At 70.7% G+C, this 16871-nt stretch carries 15 protein-coding genes; 10 read left to right on the forward strand and 5 right to left on the reverse strand.

Translation table 11 applies throughout. The features are described 5' to 3' along the window. Window positions 1–157: 157 nt before the first annotated feature. Window positions 158–1360, forward strand: coding sequence for a fumarylacetoacetate hydrolase family protein (locus tag ACQEVC_RS26680; protein WP_432882569.1), 1203 nt, complete (start codon window positions 158–160; stop codon window positions 1358–1360). A 233-nt stretch (window positions 1361–1593) separates the two neighbouring features. Here the strand turns inward: ACQEVC_RS26680 and ACQEVC_RS26685 are convergent, their stop codons facing one another. Continuing rightward, a complete protein-coding gene (locus tag ACQEVC_RS26685) occupies window positions 1594–3258 on the reverse strand; it encodes a glucuronyl esterase domain-containing protein (RefSeq protein WP_432882572.1) in 1665 nt (554 codons plus the stop codon). A 453-nt stretch (window positions 3259–3711) separates the two neighbouring features. On the opposite strand from ACQEVC_RS26685, the gene ACQEVC_RS26690 reads away from it, so the two are divergent. Next, window positions 3712–4509 carry an NADPH-dependent oxidoreductase gene (locus ACQEVC_RS26690; RefSeq protein WP_432882574.1) on the forward strand — a complete coding sequence of 266 codons (798 nt, stop codon included), beginning with the start codon at window positions 3712–3714 and terminating at the stop codon, window positions 4507–4509. A gap of 68 nt (window positions 4510–4577) precedes the next feature. Here ACQEVC_RS26690 and ACQEVC_RS26695 read toward each other — a convergent pair whose 3' ends face one another. Both ACQEVC_RS26695 and ACQEVC_RS26700 read right to left on the reverse strand, forming a co-directional pair. Beyond that, complete coding sequence (locus tag ACQEVC_RS26695; RefSeq protein WP_318395658.1) at window positions 4578–4814, reverse strand: preprotein translocase YidC; 237 nt, start codon at window positions 4812–4814, stop codon at window positions 4578–4580. 279 nt (window positions 4815–5093) lie between these two features. Continuing rightward, window positions 5094–5807 carry a hypothetical protein gene (locus tag ACQEVC_RS26700; protein ID WP_432882577.1) on the reverse strand — a complete coding sequence of 238 codons (714 nt, stop codon included), beginning with the start codon at window positions 5805–5807 and terminating at the stop codon, window positions 5094–5096. A gap of 394 nt (window positions 5808–6201) precedes the next feature. On the opposite strand from ACQEVC_RS26700, the gene ACQEVC_RS26705 reads away from it, so the two are divergent. The 4 genes from ACQEVC_RS26705 to ACQEVC_RS26720 all read left to right on the forward strand — a co-directional run bounded on the left by ACQEVC_RS26705 (window position 6202) and on the right by ACQEVC_RS26720 (window position 11796). Then, on the forward strand, window positions 6202–7233 hold the full coding sequence (locus ACQEVC_RS26705) for a HEAT repeat domain-containing protein (RefSeq protein WP_432882580.1): 1032 nt from the start codon (window positions 6202–6204) through the stop codon (window positions 7231–7233). A 49-nt stretch (window positions 7234–7282) separates the two neighbouring features. Next, on the forward strand, window positions 7283–7462 hold the full coding sequence (locus ACQEVC_RS26710) for a hypothetical protein (RefSeq protein WP_432882583.1): 180 nt from the start codon (window positions 7283–7285) through the stop codon (window positions 7460–7462). A gap of 283 nt (window positions 7463–7745) precedes the next feature. Further along, the gene (locus tag ACQEVC_RS26715) at window positions 7746–9005 is read left to right on the forward strand and encodes an acetamidase/formamidase family protein (protein WP_432882586.1); all 1260 of its coding nucleotides are present in this window, start codon (window positions 7746–7748) and stop codon (window positions 9003–9005) included. Window positions 9006–9315: 310 nt separating this feature from the next. Beyond that, entirely contained in the window at window positions 9316–11796 is a 2481-nt protein-coding gene (locus tag ACQEVC_RS26720) for a M14 family zinc carboxypeptidase (protein WP_432882588.1), read from the forward strand. A 167-nt stretch (window positions 11797–11963) separates the two neighbouring features. Here the strand turns inward: ACQEVC_RS26720 and ACQEVC_RS26725 are convergent, their stop codons facing one another. Further along, the gene (locus tag ACQEVC_RS26725; protein WP_432882590.1) at window positions 11964–12347 is read right to left on the reverse strand and encodes a cellulose binding domain-containing protein; all 384 of its coding nucleotides are present in this window, start codon (window positions 12345–12347) and stop codon (window positions 11964–11966) included. Window positions 12348–12467: 120 nt separating this feature from the next. Here ACQEVC_RS26725 and ACQEVC_RS26730 point away from each other — a divergent pair, with 120 nt between their 5' ends. Both ACQEVC_RS26730 and ACQEVC_RS26735 read left to right on the forward strand, forming a co-directional pair. Next, window positions 12468–12734, forward strand: coding sequence for a hypothetical protein (locus tag ACQEVC_RS26730; protein ID WP_432882592.1), 267 nt, complete (start codon window positions 12468–12470; stop codon window positions 12732–12734). A 1-nt stretch (window position 12735) separates the two neighbouring features. Continuing rightward, window positions 12736–13533 (forward strand): CehA/McbA family metallohydrolase, encoded by a 798-nt coding sequence (locus ACQEVC_RS26735; protein ID WP_432882594.1) that lies wholly within the window; start codon window positions 12736–12738, stop codon window positions 13531–13533. A 107-nt stretch (window positions 13534–13640) separates the two neighbouring features. On the opposite strand, the gene ACQEVC_RS26740 is transcribed toward ACQEVC_RS26735, so the two are convergent. Beyond that, entirely contained in the window at window positions 13641–14573 is a 933-nt protein-coding gene (locus ACQEVC_RS26740) for a lysophospholipid acyltransferase family protein (RefSeq protein ID WP_432882597.1), read from the reverse strand. A gap of 398 nt (window positions 14574–14971) precedes the next feature. On the opposite strand from ACQEVC_RS26740, the gene ACQEVC_RS26745 reads away from it, so the two are divergent. After that, window positions 14972–16021 (forward strand): LLM class flavin-dependent oxidoreductase, encoded by a 1050-nt coding sequence (locus ACQEVC_RS26745; protein ID WP_432882599.1) that lies wholly within the window; start codon window positions 14972–14974, stop codon window positions 16019–16021. 139 nt (window positions 16022–16160) lie between these two features. Continuing rightward, the gene (locus ACQEVC_RS26750) at window positions 16161–16817 is read left to right on the forward strand and encodes a maleylpyruvate isomerase N-terminal domain-containing protein (RefSeq protein WP_432882602.1); all 657 of its coding nucleotides are present in this window, start codon (window positions 16161–16163) and stop codon (window positions 16815–16817) included. Window positions 16818–16871: the final 54 nt, after the last annotated feature.

The following is a 16871-nucleotide window of genomic DNA, read 5'->3' on the forward strand; positions in this document are numbered from 1 at the left end:
GGGAGGTCCCGGTGCACCGGGTGGGCGCCGCATTGAGTTCGATCTTCAGGCGATCGGGCGGTATCGTTGCAGGCCGCACCCATGCTCATGTTCCGGGACGCCGTCGACGACATCCGCCCCCGAGACGAGCGGTCCCTCGCCACCCTGGGAGACCCTCGTGACCCTGCCACCGCCCGAGCCGACCGCTGACTGGTTCGGCACCGCCGCCGAGGCATTGCCGGACGACGCCGAGCACAGTGTCCTGGTCGGCCGGATCTGGGACCCGGCCGTCGGGGGGCCGTCGCCGGTGGTGGTCCGCGACGGCGAGGTCTTCGACGTCAGCGCCGAGTTCGCCACCGTTCGCGACATCTGTGAGCTGCCGGAACCCGCCGCCGTGGTCGCCGGGCTCGGTGGCCGGCGGGTCGGTGGCTTCGCGGAACTGCTCGGCAACACGGGCCGGGTGGCTCGGGACCGGGGCCGGCCCTGGCTGCTCGCGCCGGTCGACCTCCAGGCGCTCAAGGCCGCCGGGGTGACGTTCGCGGTCTCGCTGATCGAGCGGGTCATCGAGGAGCGGGCCCGGGGCGACCAGGCGCTGGCGGCGGAGATCCGGCAGCGGTTGCTCGCCGAGGTGGGCGCCGACCTCCAGGATCTGGCCCCGGGTTCCGAGGAGGCGGCGCGGTTGAAGGAGCTGCTGGTGGCCGAGGGAGTCTGGAGCCAGTACCTCGAGGTGGGGATCGGGCCGGACGCCGAGATCTTCACCAAGGGGCAGATCCTCTCCGCCGTGGGTACCGCCGTTCCGGTCGGCGTACTCGGCACGTCGACCTGGAACAACCCCGAGCCGGAGGTGGCGCTGCTCGTCGCGTCGACCGGGCGGATCGTCGGGGCGACCCTCGGCAACGACGTGAACCTGCGGGATGTCGAAGGCCGGTCGGCGCTGCTGCTGCCGAAGGCCAAGGACAACAACGCGTCGTGCGCGCTCGGCCCGCTCGTGCGGCTCTTCGACGACCGGTTCGACCTGGACCGGGTACGCGGGCTCGAGGTGGCGTTGGAGATCGAGGGTGCGGACGGCTTCCGTCTCGACGGGATCTCGGACATGTCGCGGATGTCGCGCGACCCGGAGGCGCTGGTACGGCAGTTGCTCGGCCCCCACCACCACTATCCGGACGGAGCCGTCCTGATGCTCGGTACCATGTTCGCGCCGATCCAGGACCGGGACCGCCCGGGAGAGGGGTTCACGCACAAGGTCGACGACGTGGTCAGGATCAGCTCGGCTCCGCTCGGCACCCTGGTCAACCGCGTCCGGCACAGCGAGGACTGCGACCCCTGGGACTTCGGGGTCCGCGACCTGATGGGCAGTCTCGCCCGCAGGGGACTGCTCTGAACGTCGGGACCCGCAGGACTGGGCGGGCGTGCCCTCGGCGACGATCTCGCCGCCGTGGTGGACCCGCCCCGCCGGCGGCGTCACCGGCGCGAAGATCAGGCGTCGGGCGACCGGTGCTTCGGCCCCGGGCCGCGACGGTCGGGCCCTCGGTCGACGGGAATCGGCGGGGCCCGGTGCGGAGGCTCGTCGCCGCCGCACCGGGCCCCTGCGGATAGGCTCCCGGGCGCGGGAGCCTATCCGGCGGAACAGGTCGGACTCATGCCCGACCCGGAACCGGATCCCTGGAAGCCGAACTCGGTCGACTGGCCGGCGGCGATCGAGCCGTTGAAACTGACGTTGGTGAACTGCACCGCACCGGCGTTCCCGCTGCGGTTGGCGTTCCAGACGTTGGTGACGCTGGCACCCGACGGCAGGGTGACCGAGACCGTCCAGCCGTTCACCGGCGCGGAGCCGGCGGTGACCCGTACCGTGGCGACGAAGCCACCCGTCCACTGGTTGAGCGACACCGTCGCCGAGCAGGCGCCGGTGACCGGCGGAGTGGTCGGCGGCCGCGTGGTGGGCGGGGTGGTGACCGGGGGCGTGGTCGGCCCACCGGTCGGCGGCGTGCTGGGCGTCGTGCCCGGGCCGTCGGTCAGGGTCGGGGTCTGCCAGTCGCGCCACTCGGCCAGGTTGCCGGCCTTCCGGCTGGAGATCCGCATCGTGCCGGCGGCGTTGCCCGTCTTCAGCAGGAACTTCTGGAGGTTCTGCTGCAACGGGGTGCGCCACTCGGACCGGACGGCGCAGTGGGTGCCGTCCTGGACGTCCGACCAGTAGGTGATGTTGTCACCCGCGCCGAGCGCCTTGTAGACCTCGGCGCCGCCCAGGGCCGCCACGCTGCCGGACCGGGCGCCCAGCCAGTCGACGTGCGGGTTGTCCATGATGAACAACCCGCGCGGCGCGACCATGCCCACCATCTGGTGGGTGTCGATCGGCAGGCTGTTCGGGTTGCCGGTGAACGAGCTGAACGCGTCACCGAGCCACGGCTGCTCGGAGTAGGCGCTGCTCAGTGGCTGGGCTCCGCTCTCCGTGGCGATCGAGCGGAAGGCGCCGACGCCGGCGCTGCCGGACTCGATCGGCATGGTCAGCGCGATGCGCTGGTCGAAGACGCCGATCGTGAACGCGCCCTTGCCGTACCGGGAGCAGCCGGTGACGCCCATCGCGTCGGCCCGGAGAATGTTGCCGCCGGACTGCTCGATGACGTCGATGATCCGGCTCACGCCCCAGGCCCAGGCCATCAGGATCCCGGTGCTGCTGGACGCGCCGTAGATGCTGTAGAAGGCGCCCTGCTTGTTGTTCCGGGGAGTGCCCTCCCGGCCCACGGCGAAGGGGTCGAAGCTGATGGTGGCGACACCGGCGGACCGGATCGTCGAGGTGTCCGCCCCGAGACCGCCCACGACGACGACGGCCGGGAAGGGGCCAGTGCCACTCGGCAGTTGGACGCCTGCCGAGAAGCTCGCGCTCCTGCCCTGGTCCGACACGTTCACCGTGATGTTGCTGTTCGACACCGTGCCCGTGACGGTGGCCGGCTTCGCGGGCTTCTGGCCGTAGACGTGCCGCTCCGCCAACTCCCGGGTCTCCGCCCGGCGGCATCGCCAGTCGGCCTTGCTGGTGATCCGGGTGCCGTCTATCTTCCGGAACGGGTCCGGGAGCCTGGAGTTGGATGTCGACGAGCCTGAGCCGGGCACGGGGCAGTCGGCGCCCTCGTCTTCCACGGTCGAGGCGGCCACGACGACGTCGGCGGCAGCCTCGGCGGTGGTTGTTCTCGCTACTACAGTTACCGTTCCGACGACCGCGAGCGCCGCTACCGCGAGCGTGACGACCGTCGAGCGGATCTTAGAGCAGCCCGAGGTGATGGCCACTAGGGCTCTCCTTCCGGGTGGGGTGATGGTCTCGGCGGACAGCGATCGATGATCGCCGATGCCGACATTGATAAGTTTCAAGCAAGGCACTGAAACATGTCAATGCCGCCTGGCCGCTGCTGGATCTTGTCGCCGCCGGTCACCCGAGGATCACCCGAAGTGGCCGTACTCACCCCTGGGGCAGGGGTAGGAGCTGGTCACCCGGGCGGGTGATCTCCGGCAGGTAGGGGGTCTCGGAGAGTACGAAACGGGTGACGCCGCGCTGCTACTCACCCGAACGGGAGGACGATCCCGGACACCGGATCAGCCCACCCGGGCCGCGCATGGCACCATCGCGCGAATGATGCCCGCCCACTCCCGCCCCGCCCGGTGCCGTCGCCTTGCCCGCCGGGTCCGCCCCGGCCAGCCGTTCCCGTACCGGACCCGGCGATCCTCGGACGAGGTGACGGCGCGATGACGGCCGCGGCCCGCTACGGCGACCCCGCCGCCGTTCTCGCGGTGGCCAGCGATGTGCTCAACCTGCAACTCGCACACCGTTCCGTGCGCAGGTTCGGGCCGCGCGAGGTCACCGACGACGAACTGACCGCGTTGATCGCGGCGGCCCAGTCCGCGCCGACGTCGTCCAACCTCCAAGCCTGGAGCGTGGTGGCGGTGCGCGACCCCGCGCGCAAGGCCCGGCTGGCCGGGCTCGCCGGCAACCAGGCCTTCGTCGCGCAGGCGCCGCTCTTCCTGGTCTGGGTCGCCGACCTCGACCGGGCCCACCGGCTGGCCGCACGCGCCCGCCGGGAGGTCGCCGCCGCCGACTACCTGGAGACCACCATCATCGGCTTCGTCGACACCGCGCTGGCCGCCCAGAACGCGGTGGTGGCCGCCGCATCGCTCGGCCTCGGCTCGGTGTTCGTCGGCGCCATCCGCAACCGGCCCGCCGAGGTCGCGGCGGAACTGAAGCTACCGCCGCACGCGGTGGCGACCTTCGGGCTGGCCGTCGGCACGCCCGATCCCACCGAACAGGCCGACATCAAGCCGCGGTTGCCGCAGGCCGCCGTCCTGCACCGAGAGCAGTACGACGCCGTCGCGGCCGACGCGCACATCGCCAGCTACGACAGGATCCTCTCCGGGTACAACGCCCGCTTCGGGTTGTCCGGCAACTGGAGCAGCAGGGTGTTGGACCGCCTCCGTGGGCCGGCGTCGATGGCCGGCCGGCACCGGCTGCGGGAGATCCTGGAACGCCTGGGCCTGCCGTCGCGCTGACCGGACCGGGGACCCGCCACCGGCCGATGACGACCGCGACGGGTGCGGGTAGCGCTCAGCGGATCGGTTCAGTGCACCGAATCGGGGTGCCCGGTCGTCGCCGAGCCGCCGCCGCTACCGCCGGACGCGCCGCCGGCCACCCCGGAGTTGTCGTCCTCGGTGACGATGTCTGGCCTCTCGTCCGTACCCGACGGCGCCGGAACCTCCGTCTCGGCGACCACCTGTGTCAACCTGGCCTGGCCGTCCTCGTCCTCGGCGCGGTCCGGATCGACCGGCTGCTCGCCCTGACGCGCCCGGTATCCCATGACCGTCCTCCCGATCCGCTCCCGGACGCGGCAGTCGCCTGCCGTTGCCCACCGAGGGCCCGTCCGCGCGGTGCGCTTACCCACGGCGGACTCCGAGTCACCCACCAGCGCCCGGATGTACGGCGGCTGAGCCGGACGGTGCCGGAATCGTGGTCGGTGAGGCTCGATCTCCCGGATCTCCCGCTTCGGGTCGGTTTGTGCCCGATGCGGGTCGGCTCGTGCCCACTTGGGGTCGGCTCGTGCCTGCTTCGGGGTCGGCTCGGCGGCTTGCCGGGGATCTCAGGCCAGCAGCGCTGGTCTCATCTCCGCGCCCAGATTGATCGCGCTGACCACCCGGCGGCCGGTGTGGTCATAGACGTCGATGTTGTTGTTGCGCCGCATCAGTTCCCGGGCCGGAGGCGGCAGCCGGGGTGGGTCGTCCATGGCCGCGCGGATCTGCTGGGCGGTCGATATCAGCCGGTTGGCCAGGGCGGCGGCGTCGACGTCCGCCCGGACCCGGCCGTACTCCCAGCCGGCGGCGGTGAGGTCGAGCACCTCGAACACGTGTCGGAGCAGCGGGCTCGGATCGGTCATCCGCACCAGCCGGGGCGCCCGGGCGCCGACGACCGTGACCGCGCCGGCCACCTGCGCGTACGGGTGGAAGCCGCAGGGCAGCGCCAGCAACGGCCAGCGCAACTGCGGCCCGGCCTCCCGCCACAGCGGCCGGTAGTTCCGGCGGTCCACCACGAGCCGGCGACCGGTACGCCGGTACAACTCGGTGGCCTGGGCGAAAAGGTCGGCGTGAGCCGCGTCGGCGAACTCCCGGATGACCCTGGCCGCCACGATCAGGCCGTCGTCGCCGTCCAGCAACCGGGTGACCGCGTCGGCCTGGTCGGCGAACCGGACCTGCGCGCCGGCGCCGAACCGGTGCCGAAGGTCCGACAGGAGTGCCTCCTGCCGGGCCGGATCGTGCTGGACCTGCCTCCTACCCAGCAGACGCCGGAACCACCGCATGTCGTCTCGTTTCAGCAGCCGACTGAGGAACGCGGCAATGTTACAAGGTCCGGCCGGCGGAAGTGGAGAGCGGCGCCGTACCCGGCCCGGCGATCATGGTGGCGGCAGCGCCCGTCGCGGCCTCCGGGGCGGGACGAGGAGGGCTGCCGTCCCGTCGGCGCCGGGGGGAGCGGATCCGGCCCGGACCGGAGGCCGGGTCCCGCGTCAGCCCCGCTGTCCCTTGTGGGAACGGCGGGGCCTCCTTGGCGCTGGATTCCAGGCGCACCACGGTAATCCCGCCAAGCCTACCGATGATCCGGTCTTGGCGATCTTCGCGGTGGGGGCGGAGCGCCGGGGCGGACGGGACGACGGGACGCCGGCGACACGGGACGCCGAGGGTGTGTACCGTCGCCCCGTGCTGGACGAGCTAGACCGGTTGCCGTGGACGGAGCTGACGCACGCGTACGGCCCCGCCGGCGACGTGCCCGACCTGATCCGCAGAGTCGCCGGTCCCGACGAGGAGGACGCGCTCCAGTCGCTCTACGAACTGCGCGCCCGCATCCTGCACCAGGGCAACGTGTGTTCGGCGACCGCCCCGGCGGTGCCGTTCCTCGCCGTCCTGCTGAACGAGCCGGCCACCACGGACCCGGGCGGCATCGCACATCTGCTCGGCGACATGGCCGACATCGTCGACCCGGACAATCCGGTGCTGGCCGCACTCCGCAGCACGGTCACCGCCCAGGTCGACCGGCTGCTTCCACTGCTGGCCGCCGCCGAACCGTGGACCCGGCTGGCCGCCGCCTACGCGCTCGGACAGTGCCCGGAGCGGGCCGGCGACATCCTGACGGCCCTGCACGGCCGCTGGCCGGTCGAGACCGACGCCCACGCACGGGGGGCGCTGGTCATCGCGGCGGCCACCCTCGACCCGGCCACCACGCTGCTCGCCGAGGCGTTCGCCGGGGACGGGCCGGCCACCGTACGCGCCGCGGCGGCACTGGCCGCGGCCCGCGCACCGGCACCGTGGCCCGGCGACGTGGCGGTCGCGGCCGTACGGGCGGGCTGGGCCGACGGGGACCCCTGGCTCGACCGCGACGAGCACGAGTACGGCGTCGAGGTCGGCCCGTACCTGTGGAACTGGGATCCGATCGAGGACCTGCTCGACCATCTCGTCCCCGCCGACCAGCCCGCCGTGGTCACGGCACTGCTCGCCTCGGCCGATCCGGCGGTACGCGAGAAGGCGGCCCGCTGCGGCGGCGGGCTCGTCGGCCGGTACCGGTCGGTGCGCCGGCCGATGGTGCAGGTGCTGGCGACCGCGCTCGACGACCCCGCCCCCGCGGTCCGGGAGGCGGCGGTCTGGGGACTCCGCCGGGCCGGCGACGCCACCGCCGTCGCCGCCGACGCGCTGGCCGCGTCGGTCGGGCGGGACGACGACCTCGCAGCCGGTTAGGCGCTCGCCGCCCTGGTCGAGATCGGCGACCCCCGGGTACGCCCACCGGTTGCCGGCGAGGATCGCCGCCGGGACCGCCGGTCCCGACGCCGTGACCGCGCTCGCCTCGGCCGGCGTACCGGCGGATCCGGGCCTGCTCGACGCGGTCCGCCACCGGCTGGCGCGGTTGCCCGCCGACGTGCCGTTCGACCCGGCCGCGCACCTCGGCCGGCTGTCCGACGCCTCCTGACCCGGCTCGCCGTCGTCGCCGCCGCCGAGCCGGCCAGTGGTACCGAGCGGAAGCACCGGATTTGCACGACCGTCACGTGGTGGAAACACCGGACGGCGACGGTGTACCGACCCTCCATGATCGAGAGGGCGGATCCGAGTACCCGGGAGCGGCTCCGGCCGGGCCCGTGGTGCCCTTGCCAGTGGACCTCATCAACCTCCGGTGCGGTCGGTGTGGCCGCAGGTGAGCGCCGAACCTGACCGCCACGGCCCAGGTTGAGCAGGTTCAGGGACGGGAGTCGAGCATGTCCACCAACCACTGGAGTTCGGCGAGTCGGCGCAGTCTGCTGGCCGCCGGTCTGGCCGCGACCGTCGCGGCCGGCGTCCCGGCCGCCGCCCAGGCGTCGCCCACCCGTGCCGGTGGCCGGGGCGGTCCGCAGCGGCCGAAGTGGAACCACCACCTCAGGTCCACCCCGGACACCTTGCACTGGGGCGGGTTCCCGATCGGCTGGGAGCCGGGTCTCACCATGAGGTCGGGCGAGACCGTCCGGGTCGACACCCTCTCCCACCAGGGGTTCACCAACCCCGCCGTGGACCCGCGCGACTATTTCGGTGCCTTCGGAGTCAAGCCGGACGAGATCCTCTCCGACGGACTGGCGTTCTGGGAGACCCTGCCGGAGCGGCAGGCCACCGGCCGGCAGTACGGCGGGCACGTGCTGACCGGCCCGATCTACGTCAGGGGTGCCGAGCCGGGCGACACCATCGCGGTCGACATCCTCGACATCGACACCCGGGTGCCGTACGGCTTCAACAACACCGCGCCGACCGGCGGAGTCATGGCGACCTTCTATCCGGGTTGGCGGGAGGGCGACCAGGGCCTCGACATACCGGCCGAGATCCCGCCCGGCCTGCCGGCCGGCGTCTGGCCCGACGTGCGTACCCACCTCTACCGCACCGGCATGTACCGGGGGAGGGAGGTCGTCTTCTTCTCCGAAGACATCATCATCCCGACGAGGAAGTTCATGGGGATCATCGCGGTCGCCTCGCCGACCGGCGAGTTCATCGGCAACACCGAGGACGCCCCGCCGCCGGCCACCGGCGTGCAGAACTCCACGCCGCCGGGCAAGTTCGGCGGCAACATGGACGTCCGCGACCTCAACGTCGGGACCACGCTCTATCTGCCGGTCTTCCAACCCGGGGCGCAGGTTTTCATCGGCGACCCGCACAGCTGCCAGGGCGACGGCGAGGTCAGCGGCACCGCCGTCGAGCACTCGCTCTCCGGTACGTTCCGGATCACCCTGGTCAAGAACGTGCCGACCGAACTGCCGTGGGCCGAGACCGACGACCACTGGATGATGATGGGCATCCACTGGGACCTCGACCGGGCGATGCGGATCGCGGTCGAGAAAACCGTGGACTTCCTCGTCACCACCCAGGGCCTGACCGTCCCGAAGGCGTACTCGTTCGCCTCCATCGCGGTGAACTACCACAACGCCGAGGTGGTCGACCGCACCCAGGTCGTGACCGGCTACATCCCGAAGAGCGTCTTCAAGGGCCGCCGCTGATCCGGGCACCGGTCGTGGCGACGCCGGGGAGGTGCAGACGGGACTGTCGTTACTCCGCGTTGCCGCGGTGGGACGACAAGCTCAAGTAATGCTCAAGATCCGGTTTGCGCCACCCGTCGATGCGAAAAATGCGCATACGCTCACCGCACCCAGCCCGCTCACCGGCCACGCCATCCTCTTCAGGTCGGCAACCGCGTCGTACCACGGCTCACCGTGGGCGAGCTCAGCACGACCGTGCTGAACGGATCGGGCCGCCCCGACCTGGGGCCGGCCCGGCGTCAACCACAGGCCGCAAACAGAAGGAGGGAGCATGCGACGCAGACGACTGCGCATCGCGCTGCTCGCGTTGCCCGCCCTGGTCGGGACAGTCCTCATGGCGACGGCGCCGGCAGGCGCGGATCCAGCGAAGTCCGCGGCCGCGGGCGGTCCCGGACGATCCTCGCTTGAGGGCCAGGAGTCGGTACGCCTGGTGCGCATCCAGCTCACCGGTGCCGACATGCTGGACAAGGTGGTCGCCGCCGGCTTCGACCTTGAGCACGGGCTTCGACGCGTGCCGGCCGGCATCGAGGGCGAGGCGGTGGTGACCGCCGGACAGGTCGCCGAACTCAGGGCGATGGGCGTCACCATCCTCGGCAACGGCGAGAGCTTCGCCTGGAGCGACGAGGCCGACGGCGGCCTCCAGACCCTCGGCGCGCGGGCCGTCCAGCCGGTCAACCACGAAGAGACGGTACGGGTCGTCCGCGCCGACTGGTTCACCACCAAGGGCCAGGGCTTCCTCTACGTCGAGGCGCGGACCACCGAAGGGCAGCAGTCCGACCCGGTCGTCACGATGCAGCTCGAGAACGACTCGGGCCGGGGCACGCCGTTCGGCTTCGCCCGGACGATGAGCCGGTTCGTCGACTCCGGGCAGTACATGTTCCATCGGAACCTGTTCAAGCTCGACGCGCGCCCGAAGCAGATCCGGGTGACGAGTTCGACCGGCGGCGTCACGACCGGTTTCGTCTCCAACTGGCTTGAGGAGGCTCCGCCGCCACTGACGGCGAATCCGGGCTACAAGTCGGACTTCGTGGACGGCTACCGGCACCCGCAGCAGCTCTACCGCCGCGCCGAGGAGATCGCCCGGCAGTACCCGGACATCGCCGAGATCGTCTATCTGCCGAACAGGACGAACGGCTACCAGCGCAAGGCGCAGGCCACCATCGGCGGTACCGGGCAGGAGGCGGTCGTCGTCAGTTCGGCGGCGTGGGGCCACGAGGGCGGCAACGACATCACCGTCGAGTTCGTGGACCGTCCGGGGGCGAACCTGCCGCTCGGCGTCGAGGTCGTCGGCAAGGCGGTCCGGGTCCTCCTCGGCAAGGACGCCTCGGGCGGGCTCGCGAGCACCGCCGCGCAGGTGGCCGCAGCCCTGGAGACCGGGTCGCAGGGCCTCATCGACCGGGCGCACCCGTACCGGACGAACGCCGGTACCGGCATCGTGGCTCCGACGGCCGGTCCGGTCGCGCTGACCGACTTCCTCGACCAGAAGCGCGCCGGCGCACCGGAGGGTGAGGTGCCACGCGGCCCGGCCACGATCCCGGTCCTGCGGATCGGCAAGCACCGCGACGGCAAGAAGCCGGGTGTGCTGATCCAGGCGCAGGACCACGCCCGCGAGTGGGTACCCGCGACGACCACGCTGGAGACGGCCGAGCGGCTGGTGCACAACTACCGGTCCGACCGGGAGACGAAGAAGATCGTCAACGACACCGACATCTTCCTCATCCTCTCCAACAACCCGGACGGCGCGAACTACAGCTTCTACAACTTCGCGTCGCAGCGGCGGAACATGACGAACCACTGCCCGGACGAGAACGCCGATCCGGCCCGGCGTGACGCCTGGGGCGTCGACCTGAACCGGAACTACCGGGTCGGGTCCGGCCACGACGGCTACGCGGGTGGGTCGACCGACTGCGTCAGCAACACCTACCAGGGACCGGAGGAGCTGTCCGAGCCCGAGTCGAAAAACATCATCTGGCTGGTCGAGAAGTACTCGAACATCAAGTTCATGATGTCGGTGCACTCCAACGGTGGCCAGCTCTTCTGGCAGCCCGGCGCCTACATCGCGGACGGCCGGATCACCACGCCGCGCCCGCCGCTGGGTGACGAGGCGTTCTACTGGCAGTCGGCCGCCCGGATCCTGTCGCAGGTCAAGGCGCACCGGGAGACCGTGGTCACGCCGGAGAACGTCGGCGGGTCGTCGGACGTCCTCTACTCCTCGGCCGGCAACGTGCGCGAGGACCTGTACCACACCTACGGGATCTACGCCTTCGGCTGGGAGGTCGGCGGCTCGATCTACAACCCGGCCACCGGCACCTGGCAGGGCGGCTCGTTCCAGCCGCCGTGGGTGGGTGATCCGGCGCTGGTCAGCGGCCACGCCGAGACGATGGAGTACGCCAACGGGATCATGGAGATGTTCCGGATCGCGGCGGAGTGGGGCAGGGACAAGCAGGACCCGACGTCCCGGCTGCTGCCTGGCGGCGGAAAGTACTACGGCCCCGTCGACGTCCGCTTCGAGACCAACGAGCCGGCCACCATCTACTACACGACGGACGGCAGCCGACCCACCCTGAACTCGCCGCGCTACGAGGCGACCGAGTTCCGTGAGCCGGGGCAGGTGTTCCACGTGACCGAGACGACGACGTTCCGGTGGTTCTCGGTCGACGCCGCCGGCAACATCGAGAACAACTACGACCCGACGAAGAACGAGCGGCGCGACAAGTACCGCACGGCGACGATCAGGATCGTCAAGAGATGACGATCAGGATCGTCAAGAAATAGCGCCCCAGGTGACCAACTGCCTCGTCAGTGCGGTTCCGCCGTACTGACGAGGCAGTGGTCGTCACGATGTCGGGCCCGGTCCGCCCGGGAGGTGCGGCGTCCGTCCGGTACTCCGTTGTCGCGGGATCGTCCGTCGAACGGACGCTAGCCGGCCTGGCAGGGGGCGCCGTTCACCGCGAAGTCGGTCGGGGTCGGCGCGGGAATGGTGGTGAGATAGCCGATCGTCACGCTGCCGTTCGGCGGGACCACGGCGTTGTACCCGAGGTCCCGGGTGGTGACGATGTCCGCACCCCGGCTGACCAGCTCCGCTCCGAAGAAGTACAGCGGCTGCTTGTCGGGGAAGGAGAATCGCAGCGTCCACCCGTTGATCTCGGCCTGGCCGAGGTTGCTGATGATCAGTTGGGCCTGCATGGCCGGCGGGAACGCTCCGGTGACCTGGTACCGCACGCCACAGGCGGGTGCCGGCTCCGCCGCCGCGTACCCGACCGTGCCGGAGGCGGCGGTCAGGACGGCGGCGAGGGCGGGCACGAGCAGGATACGGAGCCAACGGGCCACTCGGGACGGACGATTGCGCATGACGGTCCTCGCTCTCGGCTAGCGCCGGCGGCGGGGTGCCCCCGACACCCGGACATCCATGATGAGCGACGGATGACCGCTCGCGATAGCGTCGATTCGCCAAGGCCGATCGATGTCGGAAAGCTGTCCGTCCCGGCACGGGCGGTGCCCGGCACCGACCGCCGGCTCCAGGATCGGTGCACGACCTCGGCTGCGGCCCGGTCCGCGCGGCGGTACGCCGACGATCGTGACGTGCACGACCTCGGCGGCGGCGCGGCCGGCTCGGGGTACGCCTACGATCGTGACGTGCACGACTTCGGTGGCGGCCCGGCCGGCTCGGCGGTACGCCTACGATCGTGAGGTGCACGACCAGAGGAGCAGCGAGCCCGGAGTCGACAGCACGCTGCCGGCGCCCGGTTTCGGCCGGGCCGACATTCACCTGCACACCAACCTGGGCGACGGCTGGATCAGCCCGGCGCGGTTGGTCCAGACCGCGGCTCTCCGGCAACTGACACTGATCGCGGTCACCGATCACGATCATGTCGAGGGTGCACGGCGGGTCGAGGAACTGCTGGCCGAACAGGACTCCCCGGTGCGGATGATCACCGGAGTCGAGGTTTCGACACGTCACGGCCATCTTCTCGGCCTCTTCGTCACGAAGGCACCCAAGCCGCTGCGCCCGGTTCAGGAGAGCATCGACGCCATCAAGGAGCAGGGAGGGCTGGTGGTCGTGCCGCACCCGCTCGGGAACCTGGTGCCGAGCCTGAGCCGCCGGAGGATCGACGCACTGCTCAGCGCGGGGTACGAGATCGACGGGATCGAGGTTTACAATCCGAGCCCTGCCAACTCGACCCGGCGCGCCGCCGTGCGTTCGGCCAACGAGGAGTGGGGCCTGGCCGAGATCGGTGCGAGCGACGCGCACTTCTGGCAGCACATCGGTGCCGCCTACACGCGCTTTCCCGGAACCACACCGAACGACCTGCGCCGAGCCATCCTCGACCGCAGGGTGCGGGCCGGTGGGCAGGAGCAGCCACCGGCCCGGCTCAACCCCGCCGCCTACGTCGCACAATGTGCCTGGAGTTGGTTCGTCGACCCTCCGCGCCGGATGGTCCGTCGCCGCCGCGAGTCCCGGGCCGAGCGCCGGGCTGCCGAGAGCTGATCGCGGCGATCACGGGCGCTGCCAGGTCCCTGCGTCGGAAGCGCCTCACACCCGCAGGCGTGCGACCCATGGCGTGCGGAGATGGCCTCGCCGAGCGGTGTGTGCGGCTACGCGGCCATCGCCTCCGTGGCCTCCGCTCCCGGTACCTCCGCCTCGGCGGGCCAGAATCGGCGGAACATGAACCACTGCGTCGGGCACTGCCGTACCACCTCCTCCTGACACGCGAACATGTACTGCGCCAGGCGCCGCATCTCCCGCTTCCGTTCGGGGTGGCTACTCGCCGCGTTCGGGAACATCGGTGGGAACGCCCGGATGTAGTAGCGGTTGTTCGGTGCGTACCAGACGTAGCCGGGCATGATCGGCGCCCCCGATCTCACCGACAGCGCCGCCGACCCGACGGGCACGTAGGTCTTGTGGCCGAAGAACGTCACCTCCACGCCCCGTTCTCTGGGCACCGGCCGGTCAATGACGATCGCCACCGCTCTGCTCGCGACGAGTTCCTGCATCACCCGGCGGACGGCACTCGACACCGGGATGATGTCGACGCTCTTCTCCCTCCGGTGTCCCTGAAGGAGGTTGTTCAGTCGCGGATCCTTGAATGTGTCCGCGATGGCGGAGAGCGGGACGTGGCGCGCGGCGATGGCGCCGGCAAGGTCCCAACTCCCGAAATGACCGGTAGTGATGATCACCCCCTTTCCGGGCGCCATCGCCGATCGGACGCACTCTGTCCAGGTCATGCCCTGGGTCAGATCCTGGGTGCGGGCGTCGATGTCGAGCATGTCGAGATAGGGCAGGCAGATCAGTGATGCCGCAGTCCGGCCGTAGTTGCTCCAGGAACTCAGCGCGGCCCGCCTGACCCGAGAATCGGATGCGGGCAGACCCAGGACCTTCGCCATGTTTTCCTGCGTCACCAGGCGCTTGGAGCGCCATCCCAGGTAGCTCGCCGAGGTGACGGTTGCGGCAAGTCCGTTCCTCACGCGGCGCGGCGTCCTACCCACGACGGCAATTCCCGAGCGCGCGAGCCAGTATACGGATGACACCGTGCGGCCTCCCTACGTCCGGAATTCCATCATCAAAGACGAATGGCGAAGCAGACAGTGTGGATGCCTGAAATCTGTGTGGCTCGGTGGTGAACCTCGCTCATTCGCCGCCGGCCCCGTCGCCAGGGCTCGGCACCGTCGAGCGCTGTCGTCGCGGCGCGGCCGTGTCACGGCGGTGGACCGTCCGCCCCGGCTCGGCTGGGGCCTCGCCCGGGGTGGTCGACGGTCGCCTCCGGCACGGAGGAAGCGAAGGCCGCCTGGGTGCGGGACGGGGCGTGGGTGGAGCTTTCGACAATCGACACGTCGGAGAGGTGATGGTTAGGGTTGGGTTGCTACGTACTTCAACCGCACTGCTTCCCCCACGTGTGACGACGACCCGCGGCCAAGGAGGCACCACCGTGAAGTTCAGCTACGCCATGCTCCCCGATTATCCGATCAGCGAGTCACTCGCATCCATCAGGCTGGCGGACGAACTTGGCCTCTATGCCGTGTACGCGGCGGACGAGCCGTGGCACAAGGACATGTGGCTGCTGTTCGCCGCCGCTGCGGCCCAGACCTCGCGGATCCGGCTGGGCCCGAGCCTGTCGTCCGTCACGCTCCGCGAACCGAGCCTCATCGCGCAGGCCGCCGCGACCCTCGACGAGCTGACCGGCGGCCGTGCCGAGGTCGTGCTGGGCAGCGGCAACTTCGGCGTCCTGGCGCAATACAAGATCGACTGGACCACCACCAAGCCGCTCAGTCGGGTCAAGGAGGCGGTCGGGGTCGTCCGTACGCTGCTGGACCAGGGCACCATAACCCGCGATGGCGAGTTCCACTCCTACGACGGGTTGTTCACCTTCGCCCGTCCGGTCCAGCAGCACCTACCCGTCAAGATCGGTGCGATGCGAGGGCCGAAGTCCTTCCAGGCCGCCGGTGAACTCTCCGACGGCGTGCACCACGCGCTCAGCTACTCGCGTGCCGCCTACGAGTACGCGGTCGAGCATTTCAGGATCGGCGCGGAGCGCGCGGGCAAGGACTGGCGGTCCCTGGACATCGGCGCCTGGGTCGTCTTCGCCGTCGGACCGGACTCGGCTGCCGCCAAGGAGGCTGCTCGGAGCATGGTCGGCCTGTACGCCTCCGCGATGCCGAGCGAGCAGCTCGAACGCAACGGCGTGAACCCCGATGACCTGGTGCCGATCACCAAGGCCATCGCAGCGGGAGACCTCGCGCGAGGCATCGAGCTGACCAGTCCGGAGATCACCGAGAAGCTGTCCCTGGCGGGCACTCCCGACGAGGTGCGGGCGAAGATCGAGAGGGACATCGCCCCGACCGGTGTCAACCATATGATCTGCGCGATCACCGATGCCGGCCTGGTCAAATCCTTCACCGGCCGTGACGTTCCCGGGGTGGCCGACGTCGACAGTCAGCTTCGCCTGATCCACGACGAGTTGATGCCGGCCTTCCCCTGACCGGCGCTGCTTTCCACCCGCCTCGGATCGGATCGGATCTACCGATCGGACGCGTTCCGGTCGGCTTCGGGCCGCTCGTCGAGTACGGCGGTTCGACGGTCTTGCCGTCGCGGGGGCGGCACCGCACTATCTTGCCGATGTGGACCTCTTTTCACGCTCCTGGACGGCGCTGCGCACGGCGATCGCCGAACTGCCGGACGAGGCCTTCGCCCGGCCGTCCGGCTGTACCGGCTGGCTCGTGCGGGACCTGGTGTGTCACCTCGTCATCGACGCCCAGGATGTCCTGATCATCCTCGTGACTCCCGCCGAATCCGAACCGACCCGCGACGCGGTCACCTACTGGGAGGTCGCCGAGACGCCGCCGACCGGGGACGACCCGCTCGACGCGCTGATCGTCCGGCTGGCCGCCGCGTACCAGGAGCCGTGGCTGCTGAAGTTCCACCTCGACGACGTGGGTTCCGCCGCCGGTCGGGCCGCCGTACTCGCCGACCCGGACCTCCGGGTCAGCACCCGCGACCAGGTGCTCACCGTGCGCGACTACCTCGCCGCGTACGTCCTGGAGTGGACGTTGCACCACCTCGACCTGATCGCGTACGTCGAGTATCCGAGGAAGCCGCCCGCCGAGGGTCTCGCCCGGTCGCGCGAGATGCTGGAAAAGATAGCCGGTAGCCCGTTTCCCGCAGCGTTCTCGGACGAGGACGCGCTGCTGGTCGGCACCGGCCGGCGTCCCCCCACCAGCTCGGAAGAGGCCGAATTGGGCGAGCTGGCCGGGAAACTCCCGCTCGTCCTCACCTGATCGTCTGAGTCGACCGCACCGGCGGCGCGGCAGGACGGGTTTGCCGCCGGGGTC

This window comes from Plantactinospora sp. CA-294935 (assembly GCF_050936445.1).
Classification (GTDB): Bacteria; Actinomycetota; Actinomycetes; order Mycobacteriales; family Micromonosporaceae; genus Plantactinospora.

Coding starts and splice junctions, on each gene's coding strand:
- ACQEVC_RS26690 (WP_432882574.1), top strand. CDS start 3,712: ATGACGGCCGCGGCCCGCTACGGCGACCCCGCCGCCGTTCTCGCGGTG.
- ACQEVC_RS26695 (WP_318395658.1), bottom strand. CDS start 4,814: ATGGGATACCGGGCGCGTCAGGGCGAGCAGCCGGTCGATCCGGACCGC.
- ACQEVC_RS26700 (WP_432882577.1), bottom strand. CDS start 5,807: ATGCGGTGGTTCCGGCGTCTGCTGGGTAGGAGGCAGGTCCAGCACGAT.
- ACQEVC_RS26715 (WP_432882586.1), top strand. CDS start 7,746: ATGTCCACCAACCACTGGAGTTCGGCGAGTCGGCGCAGTCTGCTGGCC.
- ACQEVC_RS26720 (WP_432882588.1), top strand. CDS start 9,316: ATGCGACGCAGACGACTGCGCATCGCGCTGCTCGCGTTGCCCGCCCTG.
- ACQEVC_RS26730 (WP_432882592.1), top strand. CDS start 12,468: ATGACCGCTCGCGATAGCGTCGATTCGCCAAGGCCGATCGATGTCGGA.